Origin of the sequence: Tabrizicola sp. (assembly GCF_041911175.1) — a bacterium.
Classification (GTDB): Bacteria; Pseudomonadota; Alphaproteobacteria; order Rhodobacterales; family Rhodobacteraceae; genus Tabrizicola.
The window spans coordinates 1-25,696 of sequence record NZ_JAYRPN010000139.1 but is presented as its reverse complement, the minus strand read 5'-3'; the positions used below and the strand labels follow the sequence as shown (position 1 = coordinate 25,696).

Annotated in this window: 23 protein-coding genes; 7 read left to right on the top strand and 16 right to left on the bottom strand. The window is 67.9% G+C overall.

Translation table 11 applies throughout. The annotated features are described in order from the left end of the window. Positions 1-48 precede the first annotated feature (48 nt). Positions 49-606, top strand: a complete 558-nt coding sequence (locus ACE3P6_RS19180; RefSeq protein ID WP_374398043.1) for a YqgE/AlgH family protein — start codon at positions 49-51, stop codon at positions 604-606. Positions 607-868: 262 nt separating this feature from the next. Beyond that, positions 869-1,822: a carbon-nitrogen hydrolase family protein gene (locus ACE3P6_RS19175; RefSeq protein WP_374398042.1), complete on the top strand. Its 954-nt coding sequence runs from the start codon at positions 869-871 to the stop codon at positions 1,820-1,822. Between the two features lie 99 nt (positions 1,823-1,921). On the opposite strand, the gene ACE3P6_RS19170 is transcribed toward ACE3P6_RS19175, so the two are convergent. The 12 genes from ACE3P6_RS19170 to ACE3P6_RS19115 form a co-directional block, all read right to left on the bottom strand. Beyond that, positions 1,922-4,261: an aldehyde dehydrogenase family protein gene (locus ACE3P6_RS19170; protein WP_374398041.1), complete on the bottom strand. Its 2,340-nt coding sequence runs from the start codon at positions 4,259-4,261 to the stop codon at positions 1,922-1,924. Further along, the gene (locus ACE3P6_RS19165; RefSeq protein ID WP_374398040.1) at positions 4,258-4,521 is read right to left on the bottom strand and encodes a hypothetical protein; all 264 of its coding nucleotides are present in this window, start codon (positions 4,519-4,521) and stop codon (positions 4,258-4,260) included. Before ACE3P6_RS19165 ends, ACE3P6_RS19170 begins: the two co-directional genes overlap by 4 nt. Positions 4,522-4,524: 3 nt before the next feature. Continuing rightward, positions 4,525-5,514 carry a deoxyribose-phosphate aldolase gene (deoC, locus tag ACE3P6_RS19160; protein ID WP_374398039.1) on the bottom strand — a complete coding sequence of 330 codons (990 nt, stop codon included), beginning with the start codon at positions 5,512-5,514 and terminating at the stop codon, positions 4,525-4,527. Between the two features lie 92 nt (positions 5,515-5,606). After that, positions 5,607-5,987 (bottom strand): Na+/H+ antiporter subunit G, encoded by a 381-nt coding sequence (locus ACE3P6_RS19155; RefSeq protein WP_374398038.1) that lies wholly within the window; start codon positions 5,985-5,987, stop codon positions 5,607-5,609. Then, positions 5,984-6,268 carry a K+/H+ antiporter subunit F gene (locus ACE3P6_RS19150; protein WP_374398037.1) on the bottom strand — a complete coding sequence of 95 codons (285 nt, stop codon included), beginning with the start codon at positions 6,266-6,268 and terminating at the stop codon, positions 5,984-5,986. The genes ACE3P6_RS19155 and ACE3P6_RS19150 overlap by 4 nt, the downstream gene beginning before the upstream one ends. Beyond that, positions 6,265-6,753, bottom strand: coding sequence for a Na+/H+ antiporter subunit E (locus ACE3P6_RS19145; protein WP_374398036.1), 489 nt, complete (start codon positions 6,751-6,753; stop codon positions 6,265-6,267). The genes ACE3P6_RS19150 and ACE3P6_RS19145 overlap by 4 nt, the downstream gene beginning before the upstream one ends. Next, positions 6,750-8,246: a monovalent cation/H+ antiporter subunit D gene (locus tag ACE3P6_RS19140; RefSeq protein WP_374398035.1), complete on the bottom strand. Its 1,497-nt coding sequence runs from the start codon at positions 8,244-8,246 to the stop codon at positions 6,750-6,752. The genes ACE3P6_RS19145 and ACE3P6_RS19140 overlap by 4 nt, the downstream gene beginning before the upstream one ends. A 256-nt stretch (positions 8,247-8,502) precedes the next feature. Next, a complete protein-coding gene (locus ACE3P6_RS19135) occupies positions 8,503-8,841 on the bottom strand; it encodes a Na+/H+ antiporter subunit C (protein WP_374398034.1) in 339 nt (112 codons plus the stop codon). Beyond that, positions 8,841-11,669: a monovalent cation/H+ antiporter subunit A gene (locus tag ACE3P6_RS19130; RefSeq protein ID WP_374398033.1), complete on the bottom strand. Its 2,829-nt coding sequence runs from the start codon at positions 11,667-11,669 to the stop codon at positions 8,841-8,843. The genes ACE3P6_RS19135 and ACE3P6_RS19130 overlap by 1 nt, the downstream gene beginning before the upstream one ends. A 578-nt stretch (positions 11,670-12,247) precedes the next feature. Beyond that, a complete protein-coding gene (locus ACE3P6_RS19125) occupies positions 12,248-13,024 on the bottom strand; it encodes an ATP-binding cassette domain-containing protein (RefSeq protein WP_374398032.1) in 777 nt (258 codons plus the stop codon). Further along, positions 13,024-14,124 (bottom strand): ABC transporter permease, encoded by a 1,101-nt coding sequence (locus ACE3P6_RS19120; protein WP_374398031.1) that lies wholly within the window; start codon positions 14,122-14,124, stop codon positions 13,024-13,026. The genes ACE3P6_RS19125 and ACE3P6_RS19120 overlap by 1 nt, the downstream gene beginning before the upstream one ends. A 118-nt stretch (positions 14,125-14,242) precedes the next feature. Further along, positions 14,243-15,262 carry a sugar ABC transporter substrate-binding protein gene (locus tag ACE3P6_RS19115; protein ID WP_374376389.1) on the bottom strand — a complete coding sequence of 340 codons (1,020 nt, stop codon included), beginning with the start codon at positions 15,260-15,262 and terminating at the stop codon, positions 14,243-14,245. 201 nt (positions 15,263-15,463) lie between these two features. Here ACE3P6_RS19115 and ACE3P6_RS19110 point away from each other — a divergent pair, with 201 nt between their 5' ends. The 5 genes from ACE3P6_RS19110 to ACE3P6_RS19090 all read left to right on the top strand — a co-directional run bounded on the left by ACE3P6_RS19110 (position 15,464) and on the right by ACE3P6_RS19090 (position 20,061). Continuing rightward, positions 15,464-15,898 carry an RbsD/FucU family protein gene (locus tag ACE3P6_RS19110; protein ID WP_374398030.1) on the top strand — a complete coding sequence of 145 codons (435 nt, stop codon included), beginning with the start codon at positions 15,464-15,466 and terminating at the stop codon, positions 15,896-15,898. Positions 15,899-15,928: 30 nt separating this feature from the next. Further along, positions 15,929-17,143, top strand: a complete 1,215-nt coding sequence (locus ACE3P6_RS19105; protein ID WP_374398029.1) for an ROK family protein — start codon at positions 15,929-15,931, stop codon at positions 17,141-17,143. A gap of 248 nt (positions 17,144-17,391) precedes the next feature. Next, the gene (locus ACE3P6_RS19100) at positions 17,392-18,033 is read left to right on the top strand and encodes an SGNH/GDSL hydrolase family protein (RefSeq protein ID WP_374398028.1); all 642 of its coding nucleotides are present in this window, start codon (positions 17,392-17,394) and stop codon (positions 18,031-18,033) included. Between the two features lie 63 nt (positions 18,034-18,096). Next, the gene (locus ACE3P6_RS19095) at positions 18,097-19,230 is read left to right on the top strand and encodes an aromatic ring-hydroxylating dioxygenase subunit alpha (RefSeq protein WP_374398027.1); all 1,134 of its coding nucleotides are present in this window, start codon (positions 18,097-18,099) and stop codon (positions 19,228-19,230) included. Between the two features lie 99 nt (positions 19,231-19,329). After that, positions 19,330-20,061: a CbiX/SirB N-terminal domain-containing protein gene (locus tag ACE3P6_RS19090; RefSeq protein WP_374398026.1), complete on the top strand. Its 732-nt coding sequence runs from the start codon at positions 19,330-19,332 to the stop codon at positions 20,059-20,061. A gap of 48 nt (positions 20,062-20,109) precedes the next feature. Here the strand turns inward: ACE3P6_RS19090 and ACE3P6_RS19085 are convergent, their stop codons facing one another. From ACE3P6_RS19085 to ACE3P6_RS19070, 4 genes are all read right to left on the bottom strand, one after another. Then, complete coding sequence (locus tag ACE3P6_RS19085) at positions 20,110-21,498, bottom strand: glutamine synthetase family protein (protein ID WP_374398025.1); 1,389 nt, start codon at positions 21,496-21,498, stop codon at positions 20,110-20,112. A 2-nt stretch (positions 21,499-21,500) separates the two neighbouring features. Then, a complete protein-coding gene (locus ACE3P6_RS19080; RefSeq protein WP_374398024.1) occupies positions 21,501-22,874 on the bottom strand; it encodes an aspartate aminotransferase family protein in 1,374 nt (457 codons plus the stop codon). 134 nt (positions 22,875-23,008) lie between these two features. Continuing rightward, positions 23,009-24,172, bottom strand: a complete 1,164-nt coding sequence (locus tag ACE3P6_RS19075) for an L-lactate dehydrogenase (protein WP_374398023.1) — start codon at positions 24,170-24,172, stop codon at positions 23,009-23,011. A 203-nt stretch (positions 24,173-24,375) separates the two neighbouring features. Further along, a partial coding sequence (locus ACE3P6_RS19070; protein ID WP_374398022.1) for an MFS transporter occupies positions 24,376-25,696 on the bottom strand: 1,321 nt, incomplete at its 5' end.

Below are 25,696 nucleotides of genomic sequence, written 5' to 3'. Positions count from 1 at the left end.
ACTGGTCCGGGTCTTGCCGGGCCGGGGTTTGCGGGTCATGTTTGGGGCATGGACCTTGCCGGACAGATCCTGATCGCCATGCCGGGAATGGCCGACCCGCGCTTCGAGCGGAGCGTGGTGCTGGTCTGCGCCCATTCCGACGAGGGGGCGATGGGGTTGATCGTCAACAAGCCCTTGGAAGAGCTGAGCTTTTCCGGGCTGCTGGAGCATCTGAACATCCCCCTGGGGCCCGAGGGCCGCGACATCCGCGTGCATTTCGGCGGCCCGGTGGAGCGGGGGCGGGGGTTTGTCCTGCACTCCGCCGACTGGGCGCGGGACGGCGAGGGCACGATGAAGGTGCCGGGCGGCCTGGAGATGACCGCGACGATCAACGTGCTGGAGGCCCTGGCCTCAGGCGGGGGGCCGGGCAAGGCTTTGCTGGCATTGGGCTATTCCGGCTGGGGGCCGGGTCAGCTGGAGGCCGAGATCGCGCGGAACGACTGGCTGACCTGTGAGGCTCCGGAGGGGTTGCTGTTTGCGCCGGATGACGGGGCCAAGTGGTCGGCGGCGCTGCGGGGGATGGGGATTGATCCCTTGACCCTGAGCGCGGCGGCGGGGCGGGCCTGAGGCCGCAAGGAACTCCGAGTAAGGGGTTGGGAACGCTGGGTTAATCCGGGGGATTTGGGCTTTTCGGGAGTCTGGAAACCGTATGGGAAGCGTATGGAAAGCGGCCATACGCGCGTATGGGGGGTGGGGCGTTAACCTTGAGGGGCGAATCGAGGTAGCGGCGGCCTGGTCGGACCAAGGTGAAGCGCAGAAGATCGACTGGAAAATTGCTGCGGAGTTCGCTTCATGTGCTACGTTTGCCGAGCAAGTTGGGAGGTGGTCCGTGTCCGAACACTTCATCCTTGCTGCCATTCAGGCGGCGCCCATTTACCTGGATCGTCAAGCCTCAGTTGAAAAGGCAATTTGCCTGATTGCGGAAGCTGGTCGGAAGGGTGCTTCCCTGGCTGCCTTTGGCGAAACCTGGATTCCCGGTTATGCCTTCTTTGCCTTTGCTGAATCATCGGCTGCCCGCTGGGATGCGGCGCAATTGTATCTGGATCAGGCGATGACGATCCCCGGTCCAGAGACGGACGCGCTTTGCGACGCTGCCAAGTCCGCAGATGTGGATGTCGTGATTGGAGTGGTCGAGCTTGAAAGCCGGACACGCGGAACGGTCTATTGCACCAACTTGGTGATTGGGCGCGAAGGCCGCATTCTGGGTTGCCACCGCAAGCTGAAGCCGACCATGGAGGAGCGTATTGCCTGGGGTGAGGGGCGCGGAGATGATCTGACTGTATGGGAGCGATCTTACGCCCGTATCAGCACATTGGCGTGCTGGGAACACCAGATGGTGCTACCTGGCTATGCACTGATGGCGCAAGGCACCCAAGTGCATGTCGCCAATTGGCCTGGGGGAGAACCTGCCACCGTACCCGCGTCACCCGAGGCGCTTTGGTCGCGACAGGAACTTCTGTCGCGGGCCTTTGCATCGCAAGGGGCGTGCTATGTCATCTCCGTCGGGGGGATCATCACCCCTGACCTCGTGCCCGAACAGTTTCGTTCGCTTGCCTATTCCAGTGGGGCAGGCAGTCTGATCATCGATCCTCGCGGCGAGATCGTGGCCCGGGCACCTCGCGGCGAAGAGACGATTCTGACCTTCGAGGCCGATCCCTCTGTCATCCGCGCCGCAAAGACCGCCTGCGACTCGGCAGGGCATTACTCTCGGCCTGACATCTTTGACCTTCGCGTCCATGGCGTTCCGGTGACGTCTCTTGTTCCGGTGCGAGGGGAAGGCTGATGCAACACTAAGGATCGCTGAGTAGGGTCTCGACCTCTCAGTGCGGCTGCACAATGAATGCGCATCCCGTGAGAGTCGGGGCAAGCCCCGACCTACGGGTCACTCCCCATACGGCACCCAGATGGTCTTGACCTCGGTGGACTGGGACAGGAACGCCCGGCCTTCGCCCTCGGGTCCCAGCCAGTTGCGCGCGCGGGCGTGGTTGACCCAGGTGCGTTTGAGGTTGCCTGCCGCCTCGCGCTCGATGAGGGCGGAGAGGGGGTGGGAGGAGAAGCTCCAGACGGCGCCTACGTCCAGGTGGCCGGCGAGGGTTTTGGCGAGGTCCTGCGCCGGGCCGGTGACGATGTTGACGACTCCGGGCGGTACGTCGGAGGTGTCGAGGACCTGGTAGAAATCGGTGGCGCTGAGCGGGGCGGTGCCGGGGACGAGGACCGTGGTGTTGCCCATCGCGATGGCGGGGGCCATGACGGAGACGAGGCCGAGGAGGGGGCATTCGTCGGGGAGGAGGGCGCCGATCACGCCCACGGGTTCGTTCATCGCAAGCGCGATGCCGCGGATCGGGACGGATTTGACGGCGCCGTCGTATTTGTCGGCCCAGGCGGCGTAGGTGAAGAGGCGCTGGATCGCGGCGTCCACCTCCTGCGCGCCGGGTTTGCCGGTGAGGTCTTGGAGGCGGGTGGCGAACTCGGCGGCGCGGGCGGAGAGGTTTTCGGCGATGAAGTAGAGGACCTGGGCGCGGTTGTAGGCGGTGGTCCTGGCCCAGCCTTTGGCGGCATGGGCGGCCTCCACCGCGTTGCGGATGTCCTTGCGGTTGCCGATGCCGATGTGGCCGAGGAGCTTGCCTTTGGGCCCGTAGACGGGTTGCGAATAGCCGCTGTCGGGGCGGGTCTGTTTGCCGCCGATGTACATCTTGGCGGTGCGGTCGAGGGTGTCGACTTGCGGGTCCTCGGGGGCCGCAATCGGGGTCGCGGTCTTGAGGGCGGCGGGTTTGGCGGAGGGCTTGAGGTAGGCCATCAGGCCCTCCCAGCCGCCTTCGCGGCCGAAGCCGGATTCGCGGACGCCGCCGAAGCCTGCGGCGGCGTCGAAGAGGTTGGTGGCGTTGATCCAGACGACCCCGGCTTTCAGCTTGGGGGCGATGTCGAGGGCGAGGTTGATGTTCTCGGTCCAGACGGTGGCGGCGAGGCCGTATTTGGTGTTGTTGGCGAGTTGGACGGCTTCCTCGGGCGTGCGGAAGGTCATGGCGACGAGGACGGGGCCGAAGATTTCCTCTTGCATGAGCGGGGAGGCGGTGCCGAGGCCGGTGATGAGGGTGGGGGGGTAGAAGGATCCGCTCGCGGGGAGGGGGCAGGGGGCCTGGTAGTGGTCACCCTCGGGGTTGTCCCTGACCAGCCGGGTGATGGTGTCGAGTTGGATGGGATCGACGATGGCGCCGATGTCGATGGCCTTGTCCAGCGGGTCGCCGAGGCGGAGGCCGTCCATCCGGCGCTTCAGCTTGTCGTAGAAGCGGGGGGCGACGCCTTCCTGGACGAGGAGGCGGGAGCCGGCGCAGCAGACCTGGCCCTGGTTGAACCAGATCGCGTCGACCAGCCCCTCGATGGCGCTGTCGAGATCGGCGTCGTCGAAGACGATGTAGGGGGACTTGCCGCCGAGTTCGAGGGTGAGCGCCTTGCCGGTGCCTGCGGTCGCCTCGCGGATGCGCTTGCCGACGGAGGTGGAGCCGGTGAAGGCGATCTTGTCCACTGGCGCGTCGACGAGGGCGGCGCCGGTCGCGCCGTCGCCGGTGACGATGTTGAGGACGCCTTTGGGGAGGCCCGCCTCGCGGCTGATGTCGGCGAAAAGCAGCGCGGTGAGCGGGGTGTATTCGGCGGGTTTGAGGACCACGGTGTTCCCGGCGGCGAGGGCCGGGGCGACCTTCCAGGCGAGCATCAGGAGCGGGAAGTTCCAGGGGATGACGGCGCCGCAGACTCCCAGTGGGGCGAGGCCGGGGTGTTCGGAGGGGAGGAGCTGGGCGAGGCCCGCGTGGTAGGAGAAATGCCGGGCAACGAGGGGGATGTCGATGTCGCGGCTCTCGCGGATCGGCTTGCCGTTGTCGAGGGTTTCCAGCGTGGCGAGGAGGCGGGAATGTTTCTGGGTGAGCCTTGCAAGAGCATACAGGTATTGCGCGCGCTTGAAGGCGGGGAGCCTGGCCCATTTCGGCTGGGCGCGGCGGGCGGCTTGCACCGCCGTGGCGACGTCATCGGCGGTGCCCTGGGTGACTTCGGCGAGGGGCTTGCCGGTGGCGGGGTTGGAGGTGGTGAAGGTCTCGCCCGGCTTGGTGAAGGTGCCGTCGATGAAGTGGCCGAAGGTGCCGCCGTGTTTCGCGATCCAGGCGAGGGCTTCGGCGGCGGATTCGGGGGCGGGGCCGTAGGCCATGCTGTCGAAGATTTCCTTGATGGTCATGGGGCGCCTATGTCTTCGACGTTGTGAGGTATGCAAGTGTAGTAGGTTTTCAGCCCAATGCGCTTCTCCATGAACGCTTGAGACTCCGGATAGGATGAATCGGAAGGGTTCTCCGCTGCCCAACTCACCCAGGCGTTGAACTCTTTCGCGTGTTCCAACCTTACCTCATCATCGGCAGCGAGACAGGCCGACAAACTGTCAAACGTCAGGTTAGTCTTGATGGGCTCACCTTCGATTACGGCAATTAGCATCCAGATCATTGCTTAACCCATCGCGTGGCGGTTGGCGGCGGAGTAGTGGCCGGTGAGGTGGTGTTCGAGCTGGCGTTCGATGTCGCCGAGGAGGCTGGAGGCGCCGAAGCGGAAGAGGTCGGGTTGCAGCCAGGGATGGCCGAGTTCGTCCTTCATGAGCGAGAGGTAGACCAGCGCGTCCTTGGCCTTGGCGATGCCGCCTGCGGGCTTGTAGCCGACCTTGAAGCCGGTGCGCTCCTGATAGTCGCGGATGGCGCGGATCATGGTGAGGGAGACGGGGAGGGTGGCGTTCACCGCCTCTTTCCCGGTCGAGGTCTTGATGAAATCGGCGCCGCCCATCATGCAGACGAGGCTCGCGCGGGCGACGTTGCGGAGCGTGCCGAGTTCGCCGGTGGCGAGGATGGCTTTCACATGGGCGTCGCCGCAGGCCTCGCGCATGTCGCGCATTTCGTCGTAGAGCGCCTGCCAGTTCTGCGTCAGGACATGGCGGCGGGAGATGACGATGTCGATCTCGCGCGCCCCGGCACGGACGCTTTCGCCGATCTCGGCGATGCGCAAGCGGTAGGGCGAGAGGCCCGCCGGGAAGCCGGTGGAGACGGCGGCGACGGGGATCGCGGTGCCTTCGAGGGCGCGGACGGCGGTTTCGACCATCTCGTGATAGACGCAGACGGCGCCGGTGGTCAGGCCCTGCATCCCCAGCTTCTCCAGCATCCAGGGCGCGACGGGTTGGCGGGCCTTGGCGCAGAGGCGCTGGACGCGGCCTGCGGTGTCGTCTCCGCTGAGGGTGGTGAGGTCGATGAGGCTGATCGCCTTCAGGAGCCAGGCCGCCTGATACTCCTTCTTCACGCTTCGGCGACCGGGCAGGGTGGCGGCGCGGCGTTCGATGGCGGAGGTGTTGGCCTGCACGCTTGCCACCCAGTCGAGGTCGAGCGCCATGCCGGGGTTCCGGGCATGGGTGACTTGCGGCAAAAGGCCCGTTCGGGCGGGGGAAAGCGTGGTCATCGGGCCTCTCCCAGACGGGTGCGGGACCAGGGGACGATGCCATGCGGGGGGCGGTCGGGCAAGGGGTTCGCCGGGAAATGTTGACCGGATGGTCAAATTCCGGGTGGGCGGTCCCCGGCGGTGCCCTGCGACAGCGTGGCCCAGGCCGCGTCACTGGCGCTGGGGGGCAGATCGCGGCGCCGGATCGTGTGCAGGATATGGGTCTTGGCGAGGTAGAGCGCCGAGAGGGGGGCTGTGAGGAACAGGAAGACGGAGATGAGGATTTCCTGCCAGGCGATACCGTGGCCCTGGAGCGCGAGCCCCAGCGCCGAGGCGACGAGCGCGGCGCCGACGCCCAGCGTAGTGGCCTTCGTGGGCGCGTGCAGGCGCTGCATCGGGTCCTTCAGCTTGAGGAGGCCATAGCTGCCGATCAGGCCGAAACCGCCGCCCATGACCAGGAGCGCGGCGAGGAGATATTCGGCGAACGTTGTCATTCGATGATGCACCCGCGCAGGAGGTATTTGCAGAAGGCGACGGTGGAGACGAAGCCGGTCAGCGCGAAGAGGAGCGCGATCTCGACCGAAAGCGCCGAACCGGTGCGGAGGCCGAGAAGCACAATCAGCGCGATGGTGTTCACCGTCATGGTGTCGACGGTGAGGATGCGGTCGGTCAGGGTGGGGGCGGTGAAGAGGCGGACCAGGTTCAGGACCAGCGCCAGGGCGAAGCAGCCGAGGGCGAAGGTCAGGGCGACCGACAGGACGGGGGAGAGGATCATGCGAAAATCCTTTTCAGCCGGGCTTCGTAGCGGGTCTTGATCTCGTCCCGGACGGCGTCGGGATCGGGGGCGTGCAGCGCGTGGACGAGAAGCGCGCGACCGTCGGCGGAAACATCGGCAGTGAGTGTGCCGGGGGTCATGGTGATGGTCCCGGCAAGAAGGCTGATCGCCTCGGGCGAGGTGAGGTCGAGGGGCACGGCGATCCAGGCGGAGCGGATCTGGTCGGCGGGCAGGAACAGGATGATGCGGGCAACCTGGAAGCTGGCGACGATCACGTCATGGATGACGACGAGGAGATAGCCGACCAGTCCGAAGGGGCGGCGGACCCGTGGCCGGTCGGGCCACCAGGGGGCAGTGAGGAGCGGGATCAGCGTGGCGAGGATCAGGGCGAGGATGAGGCTGCCGAGCGTCCAGCGGTTCGCGAGGAGGAGCCAGAGGAGGGTCAGGGTCGCAGAGAGGACGGGGTGGGGGAAGAGGCGTCTCATGGCGCGACCCCGAGCCGGTTTGCGGCGATATAGGCGGCGGGGTCGGAGAGGGCGTCGGCGGTGGCGGTGAGCCAGTCGGTGACGGGCCCGGCGAAGACGGTCAGGGCGGCGAGGCCCGCGAGAAGGGCGAAGGCTGCGGCGAGCGCCAGCGGCTCGTGCGGGGCGGTCGGCGCCGGGTCGGAACCGGGTTTCCAGAAGAGGCACGAGCCCGCGCGGGAGAGGCCGAGGAGCATCAGGAAGGAGGAGACGAGGACGGCGGGCCAGATCACGGCGGCCTGGTCGCGCCAGACGTCGAGGATCATCAGCTTGCCGGGGAAGCCGGAGAGCGGCGGCAGGCCTGCCAGCGCGATGGCGGCGGCGAAGTAGAGCGCGCCGGTCGGGCCGGGTTGCGTGATGTTCGCGGGGGTGTCGAGGCGCAGGTGGGCGCGGCGGCGGCTCAGGAGGTCGGCCACGAGGAAGATCAGCGCGGTCGCGAGGGTGGAGTGGACGAGATAGAAAAGCGCGGCGGCGTTGGCAACGGGGCTCATCTGCGCGAGGGCAAGGAAGACAGTGCCCATCGAGGCGATCCCGGCGAAGGCGGCGAGGCGGGGCAGGGTGGCGGCGCCGAGCGTGCCGATGGCCCCGAGGCCGAGGGTGAGGAGCGCGGCGGGGAGGAGGAAGGTCGGCAGGATCAACCCGGTCGCGGGCAGGTCGGGCGGGAAGACGAGGCTGGCGAAGCGCAAGGTGGCATAGGCGCCGACCTTGGTCATGATCGCGAAGAGGGCGGCGGTCACTCCAGGCGCGTTGGCATAGGTCGAGGGGAGCCAGAAGTGCAGCGGCACCAGCGCGCCCTTGATGGCGAAGACCAGGAACAGCATCACCGCGGCGGTGCGCAGAAGGGCCGCGTCGCCTTCGGGCAGGTCCGGCAGCTTCACGGCGAGGTCGGCCATGTTGAGCGTGCCGGTGGTGGCGTAGAGAAGCCCCAGCGCGAAGAGGAAGAGCGCAGAGCCCAGGAGGTTGAAGGCGACATAGTGGAGGCCCGCGCGGGTCCGCGCCTCGCCCCCGCCGTGGATCATCAGCCCGTAGGAGGCGATGAGCAGGACCTCGAAGAAGACGAAGAGGTTGAAGGCGTCGCCGGTCAGGAAGGCGCCGCCGATCCCCATCAGGAGGAACATCAGGAGCGGGTGGAAATGCGCGCCTTTCGCGTCCCAGCCGGAGCCGATGGCGTAGAGGGCAACCGGGAGTGCCAGGGCGGCGAGGAGGGCGACCATCAGGGCGGAGAGCCGGTCGAGGACGAGGACGATGCCGAAGGGGGCGGGCCAGTCGCCGAGGAAATAGGCCTGCGGCGCGCCGGTGGTGGTGGCGTGGAGGAGGGCGAGGGCGATGGCGTTCAGCGCGAGGATCGCGGCGAGGCTCAGGACGCGTTGCAGGGCGAGGGTCCCGCGCAGCGCGAGGACCATCAGCGCGGCGGCGACGGCGGGCAGGACGACGGGGGCGATGATCCAGTGGCTCATGCGCTGCGCCCCGGGGTCGGATATCGGTTGGCCGGGGAACCCCCCACCCCGTCCCTCCCCACGAGGGGGAGGGGGGCGCCTTTGGCCAGTGTCGGGGTTGAAGGGCTGGCGGGGGCGCTTCTTGTGTCGGGGGCGTCAATCGAATCGAGCGCTGGCGCGCAAGTCTTTTGTCTCGACTTTGTGCGTGAAGGACGCACAAGGCCTCGGACGGCCTCCGGCGGGGATATTTGGGCAAATGTGAAAGGCAGGGGGCGGGTCACTTCGGGGCCTCGTCGTCGGGGCCGAGGTCGATGCGGTCGTGGCCTGCGTGCAGGTGGCCGCCGATGGCGAGGATGGTGATGACGGCGGTCATGCCGAAGGAGATGACGATGGCGGTCAGGACCAGGGCTTGCGGCAGGGGGTCGGTATAGGTCTCCGATGTGCCGATGATCGGGGTGGCGTTCAGCGCCAGGCGGCCGGAGGCGAAGAGGAAGAGGTTGACCGCATAGCTGAGGAAGGTGAGGCCGAGGATCACCGGGAAGGTCCGCTGCCGCAGCATCAGGTAGAGGCCGGTCGCGGTCAGGAGGCCGATGGCAAGGGCGAGGAGGGCTTCCATCAGCGCGGCTCCTGAAGGTCGAAGGCGGTGGTGTTCGGACGCTCGCCGGTCTTCAGCGCCAGGCGCGAAAGCGAGGCCAGCGCAAGGAGCACGGCGCCGAGGACGCAGAGGAAGACGCCGAGGTCGAAGATCGCGGCGGTGGCCAGTTCGATCTCGTCCAGGGCGGGCAGGTGCAGGTAGGTGTAGCCCGAAGTGAGGAACGGGAGGCCGAAGGCCCAGGCGCCGACGCCCGCCAGGAGCGCGACGGAGACGCCCGCACCGATCAGGGCGTGGTGGTCGATGCGTTGGCGGGCCTGGGACCAGTCATAGCCCGAGGCGAAATATTGCAGCAGATAGGCGATGGCGAAGACCAGCCCCGCGACGAAGCCGCCGCCGGGCAGGTTGTGGCCGCGCAGGTAGACATAGGTGCCGACCATCATCGCCATCGGCAGGAGAAGCCGGGTGACGACAACCGGCATCATCGGGTGGCGGTCGCCGGATTCCTCGCGCCGCGGCAGGCTGGCGAGGCGGCGGGTGACGGCGGGGCTGGTGAGCAGCGTCTCGGAGAGCGCGAAGATGACCAGGGCGGCGATGGAGAGCACGATGATCTCGCCGAAGGTGTCGTAGCCTCGGAAGTCGACGATGATGGTGTTGACCGCGTTGGTCCCGCCCGCGCCGGGCTTCGACTGCGCCAGGTGGAAGGCGGAGATCGGCGGGAAGGCGGGTGCGCGGGTCAGCATGACGAACGCCAGCGCGCCGGTGGCGAGGCCGCCGGTCGCGGCGAGGGTCAGGTCGCGCAGGCGGCGGGGTGCAGCGCTTTCGCGCGGGGACTCGGGCGGAAGGAAGGCGAGGGAGAGGAGCATGAGAAGCACCGTCACCACCTCGACCGCGACCTGGGTCAGGGCGAGGTCGGGGGCGGAGAAGCGGGCGAAGAGGGGCGCGATCATCAGGCCGACGACCCCGGTCAGGATCAGCGCGACAAGGCGGTTGCGGTGCAGGACGGGGGTCGCCAGCGTGGCGGCGATCAGGACGGTTCCCAGCGCCAGCGTCTCGACGTCGAGAGGGAGCATCGCCCGACTGCCGGGCAGGTGCGGGGCGGAGAGGAAGGCATAGGCTCCGGCGGCGAGGATGGCGGCGAGGCCGAGGGCCAGGCTGCGGCCGAAGCTGCCGTTGTGGATCGCCGTGGTCAGCCTGCGAGCATCGGCGGCCAGGGGCTCGACCACGGCGTCGAAGAGGCGCTTCGCCTCGGGCTTGGGGAAGGCGTCCCACAGCGCGCGAAGGCGGGGCCAGGCGCCGAGGAGGACGAGGCCGCCGCCGATGGCCGCGAGCGACATCCAGAGCGCGGGGGCGGCGAGCCCGTGCCAGTGGCTGACGTTCATCCCGATGCCCCGCCCGGTGGTGGCGCTGGCGGCGAGGTTGACGATCCCCCGGGCCGTCTGGTTCGGGAAAAGCCCGATCAGGACCACCAGCGTCACCAGCACGGCGGGGGCGGTCCACAGGCCGGGGCCGGGATCATGGGGTTCGTGCGGGTAGTCGGACCGTTCGGGGCCGAGGAAGCCGTGGGCAAGGAAGCGGAAGGAGTAGGCGACCGACAGCAGCGCGCCGAGCGTGGCGGCAAGGCCCATCGCCCAGGGGGTCGGCCAGGCGACATGCGCGGCTTCCTCCAGCATCATCTCTTTCGAGAGGAACCCGTTCAGCGGCGGCACCCCGGCCATCGACAGCGCGGCGAGGGCGGCGAGGGTGAAGGTGACGGGCATCAGGCGGCGAAGCCCGCCGAGACGGCGGAGGTCACGGGTTCCGGTCTCGTGGTCGACGATCCCGGCGGTCATGAAGAGTGCGGCCTTGAAGGTGGCGTGGTTGACGATGTGGAAGATCGCGATCACCGCCGCCTCGGGCGTGCCGAAGCCGAGGAGCATGGTGATCAGGCCGAGGTGGCTGACTGTCGAATAGGCGAGGATCGCCTTCAGGTCGTCCTTGAAGAAGGCGACCTTCGCCCCGAGGAGCATGGTGAAAAGCCCGGTCAGGCTGACGATCACGAACCAGTCCCAGGTGCCGGAGAGGACGGGCCAGAGCCGGGCCATCAGGAAGATCCCGGCCTTCACCATCGTGGCCGAGTGCAGGTAGGCCGAGACGGGCGTGGGCGCGGCCATCGCGTGCGGCAGCCAGAAGTGGAAGGGGAACTGGGCGGATTTGGTGAAGGCACCCGCGAGGATCAGGATCAGCGCGGGCAGGTAAAGGGGCGAGGCCTGGATCGCCTCCTTCTGCGTCAGGATCACGCTCAGGTCGTAGCTGCCCGCGATCTGCCCGAGGATCAGCATGCCCCCGATCATCGCGAGGCCGCCGCCGCCGGTGACGGCCAGCGCCATCCGCGCGCCCTGGCGGCCCTCCGGCAGGTGCTTCCAGTAGCCGATGAGCAGGAAGGAGGAGAGCGAGGTCAGCTCCCAGAACACGAGGAGCAGGAGGATGTTGTCGGAGAGCACGATCCCCAGCATCGCGCCCTGGAAGAGCAGGAGGTAGCTGAAGAACTGCCCCATCGGGTCGGTCTTCGCCAGGTAGAAGCGGGCGTAGAGGATGATGAGAAGGCCGATGCCGAGGATCAGGCCGGCGAAGAGGAGGCCAAGGCCGTCGAGCATGAAATTGGCGTTGAGGCCGAGGGCGGGAAGCCAGTCGATCCGGGTCTGGACCACGCCGCCGGCAAGGACGGCGGGGGCCTCGGCGACAAGGAGCAGGAGCGCCGCCAGCGTCACGGCCCCGGCGGCAATGGCTGCGGCATCGCGTCCGGCGCGGATCGCGAGCGCGGGAAGGACGGCGCCAAGGAAGGGGAGAGCCGCGATCAGGGCTAGGGACATTCAGGCGGCTTCCTCGTCGTGCGTGCGTTCTGGGCGCGGGCTTTGCGTCGCGGCGGGTTCCCGTCGATATGGCACCTTTCCGCGCCAGTTCAACCCGGAAGGGCGAGCGGGGGCAATGGCAATCTTGAGCCGGGACCGTCCTTGGGGGCATCGAGCCCCCGCGTCCGGGCTGCCGCGGGAGGGTCCTGGAGCGTGGAGCAGGGGGAGGCGTCGATGCCTCCGGCGGGAGTATTTCGCAAGGAGCAATCTGCTTTGCGATTTCTTAACCTTTGCCGTCGCATCCTTCTTCTCGCGGTACAGGGAGGAGTCCCGATGACCGCAAGGAGCAAGTCGCGTCCCGTCCGGCGGGGGACACCAAGCCCAGACTTTCGTCGCGTCGGGCGGGCGTGCACTCTTGCAGTTGCTCTTTTCGAAATACTCCCGCCGGAGGCATCCCACCTTGCGGCCAGGCGCAGCGCTTGAGGAGCAGCGCAAGGCCCGTGCCGGGAGCCGCGGAGACAAGCGGATGCGAAGCCCGCGCAGACGACCTGAGAGCTTGGCAAGCGGCAGCCGCTCGATCTGGTTGCCGCCGCGCCGGGTCAGGCGGCTTCGGTCACGCCTTCGGGCAGTTTCGCCCCGGTCATGAAGGCCACCGCATCCGACATCGAATAATCCTGCGGTCGGATCACGCAGAGCCTGCGGCCGAGGCGGTGGATGTGGATGCGGTCGGCCACTTCGAACACATGCGGCATGTTGTGGCTGATCAGGATGATCGGGATGCCGCGGGCGCGCACGTCGCGGATCAGCTCCAGCACCCGGCGGCTTTCCTTGACCCCCAGCGCGGCGGTGGGTTCGTCGAGGATCACCACCTTCGAGCCGAAGGCCGCCGCGCGCGCCACCGCGACCCCCTGGCGCTGGCCGCCGGACAAAGTCTCGACCGCCTGGTTGATGTTCTGGATCGTCATCAGGCCCAGCTCGCTCAGCTTCTCCCGCGCGAATTTCTCCATCCTCGGGCGGTCGAGCTTGCGGAAGAGCGACCCCATGATCCCCGGCGCGCGCAGCTCGCGCCCCATGAACATGTTGTCGGCGATGGACAGCGCGGGCGACATCGCGAGGGTCTGGTAGACCGTCTCGATCCCCGCCGCACGGGCCTCGATCGGGGCCTTGAAGGCGACCTCCTTGCCGTCGAGCCAGATCTGCCCCTCGTCGGGCACCACCGCGCCCGAGATCGCCTTGATCAGCGTCGATTTCCCCGCGCCGTTGTCGCCGATCACGGCGAGGATTTCGCCGGGATAGAGCTCGAAGTCGCAGTCGTTCAGCGCGGTGACCTTGCCGTAGCGCTTGGTCAGGCCCTTCGCGTTCAGGATCGGTTCCATCAGCCTGCCACCTTTCTGATCCATTGGTCCACGGCGACGGCGAAGATGATCAGGACGCCGATGAGGAAGAAGGTCCATTGCGGGTCGGTGCCGACCAGGCGCAGGCCCATCTCGAAGACGCCGACGATGAGGGCGCCGAAGAACATGCCGACGATGCTGCCGCGCCCGCCGAAGAGGCTGATCCCCCCGATCACCACGGCGGTGATCGACTGGATGTTGCCAAGCTGCCCGGTGGAGGCGGTGGGCGAGACCGACCCGAAGCGGCCGATCATCACCCAGCCCGCGATGGCGCAGAAGAAACCCGCCAGCGCATAGACCTGGATCAGCACCTTCTTCGTCGGCACCCCGGCCAGTTCCGCCGCGCCCGGATCGTCGCCGGTGGCATAGACATGGCGGCCCCAGGCGGTGTGGCGCAGGACATAGGCCATGATCGCCACCAGGAGGATCATCAGGAAGACGGCGTAAAGCACCTTCACCCCGCTGTTCTTCACGGCGGCGTCGGCGAAGAAGACCACGTCCTTGCCCCAGAGCTGCAGGGCCGGGGCCTGCGCCTCGATGTCGGAGGAGCGGATGGTTTCGTTCGCGGAATAGATGAAGTTCGAGGCGAGGAGGATCTGCCAGGTCCCGAGCGTCACGATGAAGGGCGGCAGTTTCAGCCGGGCGATCAGGACGCCGTTCAAGGCCCCCATTGCGGTGCCGAGGATCAGGCCGATCACGATCGACAATTCCGCCGGAAGTCCGTAGCGGAAGGTCATCTGGCCCATCAGCACCGAGGAGAAGACCGCGATGGCCCCGACCGACAGGTCGATGCCTGCGGTCAGCACGACGATGGTCTGCGCGCAGCCCAGGATGCCGACGATGGCGATCTGCTGCAGGATGGTCGACAGCGTGGCCGCCTTGAAGAAGTTGCTGGCCAGAAGTCCGAAGACCACCAGCGCTACCACCAGCACGATCATCGGCACCGCCGAGGGCGTCTGGTGCAGCCAGTGCTGCAGCTTCTTCAGCAGACTTTCAGGCTCGTGGAATTCGGCGACCGTTTCGGCGGCACCGGCAAGGCCCGCCTCATAGCTGCCCGAGACCGACTTGGCGTCGTTCGACATGGGCCTTCCCCTCCCCAGGGGTCCGTTGCCCGGACCCGGTTGTGCCAAGGGCGGCGCGAGGGCCGCCCTTGACGTCAGTCTGGCCACATGGGGCCCGCCGATCAACAATGATCTGGGCTCAGCCCCAGCAAAGCTCGGTGCCCTTGGCGGTGTCGATCGACTCGACGCCTTCCACCGGCTTGTCGGTGATCAGCGCCACGCCGGTGTCGAAGAAGGCCTTGCCCTCGGTCGGCGCGGGCTTGGTGCCGTCGGCCGCATATTTGGCGATGGCCTCGACCCCAAGCGCCGCCATCTGCAGCGGATATTGCTGCGAGGTCGCGCCGATCACGCCGTCCTTCACATCCGCCACGCCCGGACAGCCGCCGTCGACCGAGACGATCAGCACGCCTTCCTTGCCCGCGGCCTTCAGCGCCTCGAAGGCTCCGGCGGCGGAGGGTTCGTTGATCGTGTAGACCACGTTGATGTCGGCGTTCTTGGCGAGGAGCGCTTCCATCGCCTTCAGGCCGCCCTCTTCGTTGCCGGCGGTGACTTCGTTGCCGACGATGCGGGGATCTTCCTCGTCACCCCATTTCGCGGCGTCCTTCACGTCGATCCCGAAGCCGGTCAGGAAGCCCTGGTCGCGCAGCACGTCGACCGAAGGCTGCGAGATGGCAAGGTCGAGCATCGCGATCTTGGCGTCGGCCGCCGCGTCGCCCATCGTGGCCTTCGCCCACTGGCCGATCAGAAGCCCGGCCTGGAAGTTGTCGGTCGCGAAGGTGGCGTCGGCGGCGTCGATCGGGTCGAGCGGCGTGTCGAGCGCAATGACCAGCACACCCGCATCCCGCGCGGCCTTGACCGAGTCGACGATGGCCTTGGTGTCCGAAGCGGCGATCAGGATGCCCTTGGCGCCGTCGGCCACGCAGGCCTCGATGGCCGCGACCTGGCTTTCATGGTCGCCGTCGACCTTGCCCGCATAGGATTTCAGCGTCACGCCCAGTTCGGCGGCCTTGGCCTCGGCGCCTTCCTTCATCTTGACGAAGAAGGGGTTGGTGTCGGTCTTGGTGATCAGGCAGGCCGAGACGGCGTCCTGCGCCGAGGCGATGCCCGCCGACAGCGCCAGCGCGCCCGCGCCCAGAAGGGCTTTGGTGATGACTTTCATGGTCTTCCTCCCAAGGTGAGGGCGGTTACGCCCCGTTGCAATCTGTGCGCGGCGGTCCTTTGGTCCGCTGCGCCGAGGGGAAAGAAACCTGATTCTCGCACCTGCGTCAAGATAATTAAATCTCTGTGATTTATTATTGACAGATTTGGCGTCGACCGCCAGTCTGCGGGAACACGAGTCCCGCTGAGGGGGGAGACGACCATGCTCATCGGCATTCCGCCCCTCCTGGGGCCCGACTTCCTGGCGACCCTTCGGGCGATGGGCCACGGCGACGAGATCGCCATCGTCGACGGCAACTATCCCGCGCTCGACCACGCGCGGCGGCTGGTGCGGGCGGACGGGCATGGGCTGCTGGCGGTGGTTCAGGCGGTGCTCACGGTGATGCCGATCGACCGGGCGGTGCCCGCCGCGCTGTTCCGGGCCAGCCTGAACAACGATCCGGGCCAGAGGGGCGAGATTCACGGCCAGATCGACGCGCTTTGCGCCCGCATGGTGCCGGATATGCTGGTGGTTGCCTTGTCCGGCGAGGCGCTTTATCCCCGCATCCGCGCGGCGCACGCCATCGTGGCGACCAGTGAGATGGCGCTGTTTGCCAATGTCATCCTGCGCAAGGGCGTGATCGGCCCGGCGGGATGAGCCCGGGCTGCAAGGGGGGACGGTTCGGACATGCAGGACGCCCCGCCGCCCGACCGCAGCACGACCGAGGCCCTGCGCGGCACCAACCAGTCCGGCATGCGCGACCACAACGAAAGGCTGGTGCTGTCGCTGGTCCGCCGTCACGGGGCGCTGGCGAAGTCGGACATCGCGCGGATGACGGGGCTCTCGGCGCAGACGGTCAGCGTGATCATGCGCGGGCTGGAGGAGGAGGGGCTGCTGGAGCGCGGCGAGCCGGTGCGGGGGCGGGTGGGGCAGCCCTCGATCCCGATGTCGCTGGCGGCGGAGGGGGCGTTCTTCTTCGGGCTGAAGGTGGGTCGGCGGTCGGCGGATCTGGTCCTGACCGACTTCCGCGGCCGGTTGCGCGCCGCGCGCCGCCGGGTCTACCGCTACCCGACCCCCGACGCGGTGGTGAGCTTCGTGCAGGAGGCCGCCCCGGCGCTGGCGGGTGAGCTGTCCCCGGCCCTGCGGAGCCGGATCATGGGGATGGGGGTCGCGATGCCCTTCCAGCTGTGGAACTGGGTCTCGGTCCTGGGGGTCCCGCAGGAGGAGATGGACGCCTGGCGGCTGCGCGACATCGGGGCGGAGCTGGGGGCGGCGCTGGGCCTGCCGGTCTATGTCCAGAACGACGCCACCTCTGCCTGCGGGGCGGAGCTGATCTTCGGGACGGGGGAGCGGCCGAAGGACTTCCTCTACTTCTATTTCGGGACTTTCATCGGCGGGGGGCTGGTGATGAACGGCCAGCTGTTCCTCGGCCGGACCGGCAACGCGGCGGCGGTGGGGTCGATCCAGGTGCCCGCGCCGGGGGGCGGGACGCGGCGGCTGATCGACCTCGCCTCGATGTCGGTGCTGGCGGCGGCGATGGAGGCGGCGGGGGAGGGGTCGGACCACCTCTGGTCGCAGCACGACCGCTGGGAGGTGTCGGAGGGGGTGCTGTCGGCCTGGCTCGACCAGGCGGCGGGGGCGCTGGCCCATGCCACGCTGGCGGCGGCGGCGCTCTTGGAGGTGCAGGCGGTGTTGATCGACGGCTGGATGCCGGTTGCGGTGCGGGCCGAGATGGTGCGGCGGACGGGGGCGGCGCTGCTGGGCCTCGACCTGGCGGGGATCGAGCCTCCGGTGATCCGGGAGGGAACAGTGGGGGCGGATGCCCGCGCCTTGGGGGCCGCGGCGATTCCGCTGTCGCAGAGGTATCTGATCGACCAGAACGTCGGCCAGCGGGAGGGCTAGTGCCCACGGTGGACATTTTCTGATTCCGGTTTGGAATCAGGAGGATGGGCGTGGGCATTTACTTGATGTTAGGGGTTTCGCCGGTGCCCCCCACCCCATCCCTCCCCACAGAGGGGGGAGGGAGGCGCTTCTGGCGGGTGGAGGTCCTTGGGGCCGCAAGGGTGTCGCTTCTGGCGGGCCGCGCTTGGCTCACCCCCTTCCCCTTCCCGGTCCCCCCGGTGCATCCTGCCCGAAACGGAGGGACCCCCATGCGCAGCCTGCTTCTGTTCGGCGACAGCAACACGCACGGCACGATGCCGATGCCCGACCTGGACTTCGATGGCCGCTTCGACCGCGACGAGCGCTGGGCGGGGCGGCTGGCGAAGCTGCTGCCGGATTGGGAGGTGATCGCCGAGGGGCATCCGGGGCGGACCACGGTGCATGACGACCCGGTCGAGGGGGCGCATCGGAACGGGCTGACGGTGCTGCCGGCTTTGCTTGAGTCCCACAGGCCGCTGGATCTGGTGCTGGTGATGCTGGGGACCAACGACCTGAAGGAACGCTTTTCGGTCAATGCCTGCGACATCGGGCTGTCGCTGGAGCGGCTGGTGCGGGTGATCAAGGTCTCGGAGGCCGGGCCGGCCGGAGCGGCGCCGGGGGTGCTGCTGGTGGCGCCGCCGCCGATTCTGGAGGTGGGGTGCCTGGCGGGGATGTTCGCGGGCGGGGCGGCGAAGTCGCAAGGTCTGGCGCGGGAGATCGGGGCGGCGGCACGGCGGGCGGGCGTCGCGTTCCTGGACGCGGGACAGGTGGTGCAGGTCTCGCCCGTCGACGGCATCCACTACGGCGCCGAGGCAAACCCGGCGCTGGCGGAGGCTTTCGCGGCGGCGATCACGGCGCATTTCCCCGATTGATGGCGCAATTCCGCTAGAACGGCCTGCCGGATCGGGCGCAGGATCGGGGAAAGGAGGCCCGCCATGACCCAGCACGATCCCACGCTCGCCATCGCGGAACTGCGCGCCAATGTCTCGGTGCCGTTCGAACGCGCCCATGCCATGCCGAAATCGGTCTACACTTCGCCCGCCTTCGCCAAGGCCGAGGAGGAGCACATCTTCGCGCAGGAATGGCTGTGCGCGGGCCGGGCGGATGCGCTGGCGAAACCGGGCGACTACCTGACGATGAACATCGCGGGCGAGCCGGTGATCATATTGCGCGACCGCGAAGGCGCGCTGCGTGGCATGTCCAACGTCTGCCGCCACCGGATGAGCACTTTGCTGGAAGGCCGGGGCAACGTGCGGTCCATCGTCTGCCCCTACCACGCCTGGACCTACAACCTCGACGGCTCGCTCCGCGGCGCCCCGGCGATGGCGCGGAACGAGGACTTCTGCCGCGACGACGTGAAGCTGCCGCCGGTCCGGGTCGAGGACTGGCAGGGCTGGATCATGGTGACGCGGAACCCCGAGGCGCCCCCGGTGGCCGAGCGGCTGGCGGGGGTGGATCGGCTGGTCGGACACCTGCCGATGGCCGACTATCGCGAGGTGTTCCGGGAGGAGTTCCGCTGGGACACCAACTGGAAGGTGCTGGCCGAGAATTTCATGGAAAGCTACCACCTGCCGGTCTGCCATGCCGGGACCATCGGCGGGGCCAGCGACCTGAACAAGATGGAATGCCCGGAAGGCGAGGCGGCGTTCAACTACCACTGGATCGTCAAGAACGACCTTGTCCCGCTGGCTTTGGCGCATCCGTCGAACACGGTGTTGAAAGGGGATGACCGGCGGATCACCTGGCTGCTGGCGATCTACCCGGCGCTGCTCATCACGCTGACGCCGGGGTATTTCTGGTATCTTTCCCTGACGCCGGACGGGCCGGGCTCGGTGCGGGTGCTGTTCGGCGGGGGCATGAGCGCGGAATGGATGGCGGACCCGGAGGCGGAGGCGCATCTGGCGCAGGTCAAGGCCCTGCTGGATGACGTGAATGTCGAGGACAAGGGTTGCGTCGAGAAGGTCTGGAAGGGCTTGTGCGCGGGGATGTCGGCGCCGGGGGCGCTCAGCCATCTGGAGCGGCCGAACTATGACTTCGCCCGTTACATTGCCAGCCGGATGCCTGCCTGACCTGCGGCGGCGGGCGGGTCCGGGGGAGGCTGCGGCGCGGATCGTCGCGGCCGTCGGGCGGGGCTTGACCAAAGCCCGATGTGCGGCGCTGATGGGCTCATGAATATGAACGACGGCCTTTCCCCTGCCTTGCTGGTCGCCCACGGGCAGCCTTCGGACCCGTTTCCGGCTGCTCGTGCGCTGGAGGATCTGGCGATGCAGGTGGCGGCCTATCTGCCGCGCTGGAGCGTGAAGGCCGCGACGCTGGCCGAACCCCTGGCCATCGCAAGGGGGGTGTCCGGCAGGGACTTCGGCCTGGTCTACCCGTTGTTCATGGCCCGGGGCTGGTTCACCAAGGTGCAGATCCCGAACCGGCTGTTCGAGTCCGGGGCGTCGCGCTGGAAGGTGCTGGAGCCCTTCGGCTGCGATCCGAAGGTGCAGGACCTTTGCGTGGCGCTGGTCCGGGAATCCGGGGCGGACGAGGTAATCGTTGCGGCGCACGGGTCGTCGAAATCCGCCGAGCCCTCGGAGGTCGCCCGGCATGTCGCGGCGCGGATCAGGGCGGAGACCGGGATCGCGCGGGTCGAGGTCGGCTTCATCGACCAGGCGCCGCAGCTGTCGACGCTGACCGGGTTCGGGCCGGGCGCGGTCTGCCTGCCGTTCTTCGCGGCGGCGGGCGGGCATGTTGAAGATGACCTGCCGCGGGCGCTTGCCGAGGCGGGCTTCCGGGGACGCATCCTGCCGCCGGTCGGGGCCGACGGGCGGGTGCCGGGGCTGATCGCCTCGGCGCTGCTGCTGGGGGTGCCGGTCTGTTCGGGCAGTTGCCGCTGGGCCGGGGGCCAAAATCCTTAAGGAAGGATTTTGACAAATTTCTTACTCAAGAAATTTGGTCCCCAGCTATCAGACCGTGTGCAGGTAGAGATCGAAGTCGACCTCGCTGACGGTGCGCATCACCCGGGCGTATTCGGCGGCCATGATCGCGGTGAAGGTGCGGTGCATGTCCTCACCCAGCGCGTCCTGCAGGAAGGCCGACCGCTTGGCGGCGTCGATGGCGGATTTCCATTCGGCCGGGATTTCCGCGCCGCTTTCGTCCTCATAGCCGTTGCCGGTGGTTTCTGGGCCGGGGTCGATCTGCTCCCGCATCCCCTTGCGCACACCGGCGAGGACCGTGGCCGCAACCAGATAGGGGTTCGCGTCCACCCCCGCCGGGCGGTGTTCGATGCGGCGGGCCTTGATGTCGCCCGCCGGGATGCGCAGCGCGACCGAGCGGTTGTTGACGCCCCAGGTCGGGCTGACCGGGGCATAGGACTGGCTGGCGAAGCGGCGCCAGCTGTTCGCGTGGGGGGCGAAAACCAGCATCGATTCGCCCATCGTCTGCTTCAGGCCGCCGAGGGCGTGCAGGATGGTGGGGTTCCACTTGCCCTCTTCCGCCTCGACGAAGACGTTCTTGCCCGCATCGTCCAGCATCGAGACGTGGAAATGCATGCCTGATCCGGCGTAGTTCTCGTTCGGCTTGGCCATGAAGCAGGCGACGACGCCATGCGCGCGGGCCTGGGCGCGGACGATCCGCTTGAGGCGCATCAGGTCATCGGCGGCCTGCATCACGTCGGTGCGGTAGTGCAGGGTCAGTTCATACTGGCCGGGGGCGTATTCCGAGATCAGCGTCTCGGCCTTGATGCCCGCCTTTTCCGCCCCGGCATAGATGTCGGAGAAGAGGGGCAGCATCCCGTGCAGGTGGTCGACGGAATAGACCTCGGTCTTGTGGCTGGCGCGGCGGTCCAGCACGTCGCAAGCGGGCTGCATCTTGCCGTCGGGGCCGCGTTCGGGGTCGAGGAGGAAGAATTCCAGTTCAAAGGCCCCGGCGGGGTGCAGGCCGTCCTGCGCCAGAAGGTCGACCTGCCGTTGCAGGGCGTGGCGCGGGTCCGAGGTCATCGGCGCGCCGTCGAGGGTGTACATCGACATGAACACCTCGCCGCGCGGGGGCTGGGTGTTGTGCAGGGGCTTCAGCGTGCCGGGGATCGGCCAGGCGCGCAGGTCGCCGTCGCCCTGGTCCCAGATCAGGCCGGTTTCGTGCACATCCTCGCCGCAGATGTCGAGGCCGAGGATGGAAATCGGCAGGTGGCGGCCATTGTTGTAAAAGGACAAAAGCTCATGGCGGCGGATGATCTTTCCCCGGCCAATGCCATTGGCATCGTGCAGGATAATGTCAAAAGCCTCGATCTCGGGATGGGCGGCGAGGAAGGCTTCGGCCTCGGACGGAGTGGAACCGGAGGGACTAACTTGGGTCATTTTCAGGCTGCCTGGAAAAGATCGGAAAGGATGGCGTCGAAGGAGGCGATCAGGCGGTCGACCTGGGCCTTCTTCGTCGCCGGGCTGATGAGCATCATGTTGTGGAAGGGCGCGATGAGGGTGCCCCGGTTGATGAGGCCGGTGTGGATCGCGGCTTCGACCTGCGGGTGGTGGGCCATGCCGGCCTGGGTGCCGTTCTTCAGCGGGCCGGGGGCGCAGATGAATTCCACCCGCGCGCCGACGCGGACGACGTGCCAGGGGGCGTGGTGCTTGTCGATGATCCGGGCAAGCCCGTGCGAGAGGCGTTCGGCCAGCTTTTCCATATGGGCGTAGTTTTCCGGGGTCATCACCTCGGACAGGGTCGCCACAAGGCAGGCGAACTGCATCGGGTTGGCGGAGAGCGTGGTGCCCATGCCGGTGCGACCGGGTTCGCGCATCGCGTCGGCGGCGTGATAGCGCTTCGCGGTGTCCTCGGTCAGGCCCCAGACGGCGGTGGGCATGCCGCCCGCGACGCATTTGCCCACGACGAAGATGTCAGGGCGCAGCGAATGGACGCGGGTATAGCCGCCGAGGCCGGAGGAGATGGTGTGCGTCTCGTCCATGATGAGGAGCGCGCCGTATTTCATCGACAGCTGCCGCAGCCCGTCATGGAACCCGGCTTCGGGCAGGACCATGCAGGAGTTGGTCATCACCGGCTCGGTCAGGATGGCGGCGACGTCTCCCTTGGCCAGCGCGGCTTCGACGCTGGCGAGGTCATTGAATTCGCAGGCGACGGCGGCCTGCGTCAGGTCGGCCACCTGGCCAAGAAGGCCGGGGGAGGCGGTGGTGCGGCCGTTTTCCAAGGACACGAAGGTGTCGTCCACCGTGCCGTGGTAGCAGCCGTTGAAGACCAGCACCTTGGGCTTGCCGGTGATGGCGCGCGCGACGCGCAGGGCGAAGCGGTTGGCGTCGGTCGCGGTGGTGGCGATCTGCCAGCGGAAGGGGCCGAACCGGTCTGTCAGCAAGCGCCCGGCTTCCAGCGCAGCCTCGGTCGGCAGCATGTAGGTCAGGCCGCGCCGGGCCTGGTGGCGGATGGCTTTCGCCACCGGGGCGGGGGAGTGGCCGAACATCGACCCGGTGTCGCCGAGGCAGAAGTCGTCCAGCGTCAGGCCGTCGATATCCTCGATCCGCGCGCCGTGGGCCTTGGCGACCAGCGGAAGGTGCGGCATCGGCCAGTCGGCCATCCAGTGCATCGGCACGCCGCCGAGGAAGGTCCCCGCGCCTTTCTGCAAGGCCTTCAGGGCCTTCGGGCGGGCCTTGGTGTAGGCTTCGGCCTCGCGCGCGGCGAAGGCGGCGAGGTGGTCACGGCGGATACCGGCGATCAGATCAGCGGACATGGCAGGCCCCGGAAAGCGTCGCAGCGGTTATGCGCCGGAATTTGATCAAATTGCAAGGGGCGGCTCGTCGTGCGTCTTCGACTTCTCCTCGCGGGCGCCAGCGACGAGTGACGAAGTCGACGAGGAGCCGCCTGTCAGATCCAGTCGCCCTCGAAATCCCTGGGCACCAGCAGGTTATGCCGCCCGAGGTTCTTCACGTCGCGCTCGCCGCAGAGCGCCATCGTGATGTCCATCTCCTTGCGGATCACGTCAAGCGCCGCCGTCACCCCCGCCTCGCCCATTGCGCCGAGGCCGTGGATATAGGCGCGGCCGATCATCGTGCCCTTCGCCCCGAGCGCCAGCGCTTTCAGAACGTCCTGGCCCGAGCGGATGCCCGAATCCAGCCAGACCTCGGTCCGGTCGCCGATGGCGCGGACGATGGAGGGCAGCATGCGGATCGAGGAGAGCGCCCCGTCCAACTGCCGCCCGCCGTGGTTCGAGACGATCACCGCATCGGCCCCGGCATCGGCGGCCATCTTCGCGTCCTCGGCGTCGAGCACGCCCTTCAGGATGAACTTGCCGCCCCACTGGTCGCGGATGCGGGCGACCTTGGACCAGTCGAGCTTGGGGTCGAACTGTTCGTTGGCCCAGGCGGTCAGGTCGGCGAGCTTCGTCACCCCCTTCACATGGCCGACGATGTTGCGGAACTGGCGGCGCGGGGTGCGCAGCATGCCCAAAGACCAGCGCGGCTTGGTCATCATGTTGAGGATGTTCGGGATCGTCAGCTTGGGCGGCGAGGTCAGGCCATTCTTCAGGTCCTTGTGCCGTTGCCCCAGGATCTGCAGGTCCAGCGTCAGAACCAGCGCCGAGCATTTCGCGGCGCGGGCGCGTTCGATGATGGCGTCGACGAAATCCTGGTCGTTCATGACGTAAAGCTGGAACCAGAACGGATCGGGGCTGGCTTCCGCCACATCCTCGATGGAACAGATCGACATGGTGGATAGGGTAAAGGGCACCCCGGCCTTCGCGGCAGCGCGGGCGGCGAGGATTTCGCCGTCGGGATGCTGCATGCCCGCCGACCCGACGGGGGAAAGCCCGACGGGCATCGACACCTTCTGCCCGGCCATCGTGCTGTCCAGCACCCGGCCCGAAAGGTCGCGGGCGACGCGCTGGCGCAGGCGCAGTTTTGCGAAGTCGGAGGTGTTCTCGCGGAAGGTCTGCTCGGTGTAGCTGCCGGATTCGCAGTAATCCCAGAACATCCTCGGCGTGCGTTTCTGGTGCAGGCGTTTCAGGTCGTCGATGCAGGTGATGACGGGCATGGGGTGTCCTGGCGAAATTGGTCAGTCTTTCTTGCCACTTTGCGGTATCGGAGGCAAGGCCGTGGCGTGGGTCGCGATGATCTGGCGCAGGTGACACTGATGGAAACGCCGCCGACGATAGACGAACGGAAGCCTCTCGCCCAAGGCTATCGCGTCGCCCGGGCGGTCCGGCCCGAGGGTACCGTGCCAGCGCACGCACGAGGTCAGGCGCGGCGGCCCGACATCTGGGCGCCTGCTTCGGCGGGAAGGCGGCGGAATACGAGGAGCGACAGGCCCGAGACGAGGGCGACGATCAGGAAGGCGGGCGGGAAATCGGCGGCGGTCAGCGTGTCGCCCCCGCGCCAGGCCATGCTGGCGGCAACGGCGGTCGCGCCAAGGGTGACGCCAAGGCCGAGCGAGACCTGCTGCGCGGCGCTGGAGAGCGAGGTGGCGCGGCTCATCTCCTCCTGGGCGAGGTCGGCGAAGGCGATGGAGTTCAGGCTGGTGAACTGGATCGACCGCAGGCAGCCGCCGAGGAAGAGCACGGCGTAGATCACCAGATGCGGGGTGTCGGCGCGGAAGAGCCCGATGGCGGCCAGCGAGGCGATGGCCAGCGCGCCGTTGACCAAGAGCACCCGGCGAAAGCCGAAGCGGCGCAGGATCAGGGCGTTGACCGGCTTCATGAACAGCGCGCCAAGCGCCGAGACGAAGGTCAGCGCGCCGGACTGGATTGCCGACAGGCCGAAGCCCAGTTGCAGCATGAGGGGGAGGAGGAAGGGGATGGCCCCGATCCCGGTGCGGAAGAGGGTGCCGCCGAGGACCGAGCTGCGGAAGGTGGCGATGCGCAAAAGCGAGAAATCCAGGATCGGCTGCGGCACCCGGCGACAGTGCCAGACCAGAACCGCCATCATCACCGCGCCAAAGGCCAGCAGGCCCAGCATGCTGGCGGAGGGGCCGGTCATCTCGGTCATTTCCATCGAGCCGAGCATCAGGGCGGAGAGCGCGAAACCGGAGAGGAGAAAACCCCAGCCGTCGAAGCGGCCGACGGGGCGCGGGGCCTCACGGGGCAGGAGGGCGAGCGCCAGCCCCAGGCAGAGAAGGCCGATGGGGATGTTGATCAGGAAGATCCAGTGCCAGGGGTAGTTGGTGACGATGATCCCGCCGACCAGCGGGCCAAGCACCGGACCAAGAAGCGCGGGCATGGTCAGCCAGGTCATCGCCGCGACGAAGCCCTGTTTCGGCGTGTTGCGGGCGACGATCAGCCGCCCGACCGGCACCATCATCGCCCCGCCCATGCCTTGCAGGAAGCGCGCGACGACGAAGCCTTCCAGCGTCGAAACGGTGGTGCAGGCGACCGATCCGGCCATGAAGACCAGGACGGCAGACGCGAACACCCGCCGCGCGCCGAAGCGGTCGGCGATCCAGCCCGAGGGCGGGATGAAGATCGCCAGGCTGATCAGGTAGGAGGTCAGCGCCAGCTTCAGCGCCAGAGGGTTGACGTTCAGGTCGCTGGCGATGGTGGGCAGGGCGGTCGACAGGATGGTG

Coding starts and splice junctions, on each gene's coding strand:
- ACE3P6_RS19180 (WP_374398043.1), top strand. CDS start 49: ATGGACCTTGCCGGACAGATCCTGATCGCCATGCCGGGAATGGCCGAC.
- ACE3P6_RS19170 (WP_374398041.1), bottom strand. CDS start 4,261: ATGACCATCAAGGAAATCTTCGACAGCATGGCCTACGGCCCCGCCCCC.
- ACE3P6_RS19165 (WP_374398040.1), bottom strand. CDS start 4,521: ATGATCTGGATGCTAATTGCCGTAATCGAAGGTGAGCCCATCAAGACT.
- deoC (WP_374398039.1), bottom strand. CDS start 5,514: ATGACCACGCTTTCCCCCGCCCGAACGGGCCTTTTGCCGCAAGTCACC.
- ACE3P6_RS19155 (WP_374398038.1), bottom strand. CDS start 5,987: ATGACAACGTTCGCCGAATATCTCCTCGCCGCGCTCCTGGTCATGGGC.
- ACE3P6_RS19150 (WP_374398037.1), bottom strand. CDS start 6,268: ATGATCCTCTCCCCCGTCCTGTCGGTCGCCCTGACCTTCGCCCTCGGC.
- ACE3P6_RS19145 (WP_374398036.1), bottom strand. CDS start 6,753: ATGAGACGCCTCTTCCCCCACCCCGTCCTCTCTGCGACCCTGACCCTC.
- ACE3P6_RS19140 (WP_374398035.1), bottom strand. CDS start 8,246: ATGAGCCACTGGATCATCGCCCCCGTCGTCCTGCCCGCCGTCGCCGCC.
- ACE3P6_RS19135 (WP_374398034.1), bottom strand. CDS start 8,841: ATGGAAGCCCTCCTCGCCCTTGCCATCGGCCTCCTGACCGCGACCGGC.
- ACE3P6_RS19130 (WP_374398033.1), bottom strand. CDS start 11,669: ATGTCCCTAGCCCTGATCGCGGCTCTCCCCTTCCTTGGCGCCGTCCTT.
- ACE3P6_RS19125 (WP_374398032.1), bottom strand. CDS start 13,024: ATGGAACCGATCCTGAACGCGAAGGGCCTGACCAAGCGCTACGGCAAG.
- ACE3P6_RS19120 (WP_374398031.1), bottom strand. CDS start 14,124: ATGTCGAACGACGCCAAGTCGGTCTCGGGCAGCTATGAGGCGGGCCTT.
- ACE3P6_RS19115 (WP_374376389.1), bottom strand. CDS start 15,262: ATGAAAGTCATCACCAAAGCCCTTCTGGGCGCGGGCGCGCTGGCGCTG.
- ACE3P6_RS19110 (WP_374398030.1), top strand. CDS start 15,464: ATGCTCATCGGCATTCCGCCCCTCCTGGGGCCCGACTTCCTGGCGACC.
- ACE3P6_RS19105 (WP_374398029.1), top strand. CDS start 15,929: ATGCAGGACGCCCCGCCGCCCGACCGCAGCACGACCGAGGCCCTGCGC.
- ACE3P6_RS19100 (WP_374398028.1), top strand. CDS start 17,392: ATGCGCAGCCTGCTTCTGTTCGGCGACAGCAACACGCACGGCACGATG.
- ACE3P6_RS19095 (WP_374398027.1), top strand. CDS start 18,097: ATGACCCAGCACGATCCCACGCTCGCCATCGCGGAACTGCGCGCCAAT.
- ACE3P6_RS19090 (WP_374398026.1), top strand. CDS start 19,330: ATGAATATGAACGACGGCCTTTCCCCTGCCTTGCTGGTCGCCCACGGG.
- ACE3P6_RS19085 (WP_374398025.1), bottom strand. CDS start 21,498: ATGACCCAAGTTAGTCCCTCCGGTTCCACTCCGTCCGAGGCCGAAGCC.
- ACE3P6_RS19080 (WP_374398024.1), bottom strand. CDS start 22,874: ATGTCCGCTGATCTGATCGCCGGTATCCGCCGTGACCACCTCGCCGCC.
- ACE3P6_RS19075 (WP_374398023.1), bottom strand. CDS start 24,172: ATGCCCGTCATCACCTGCATCGACGACCTGAAACGCCTGCACCAGAAA.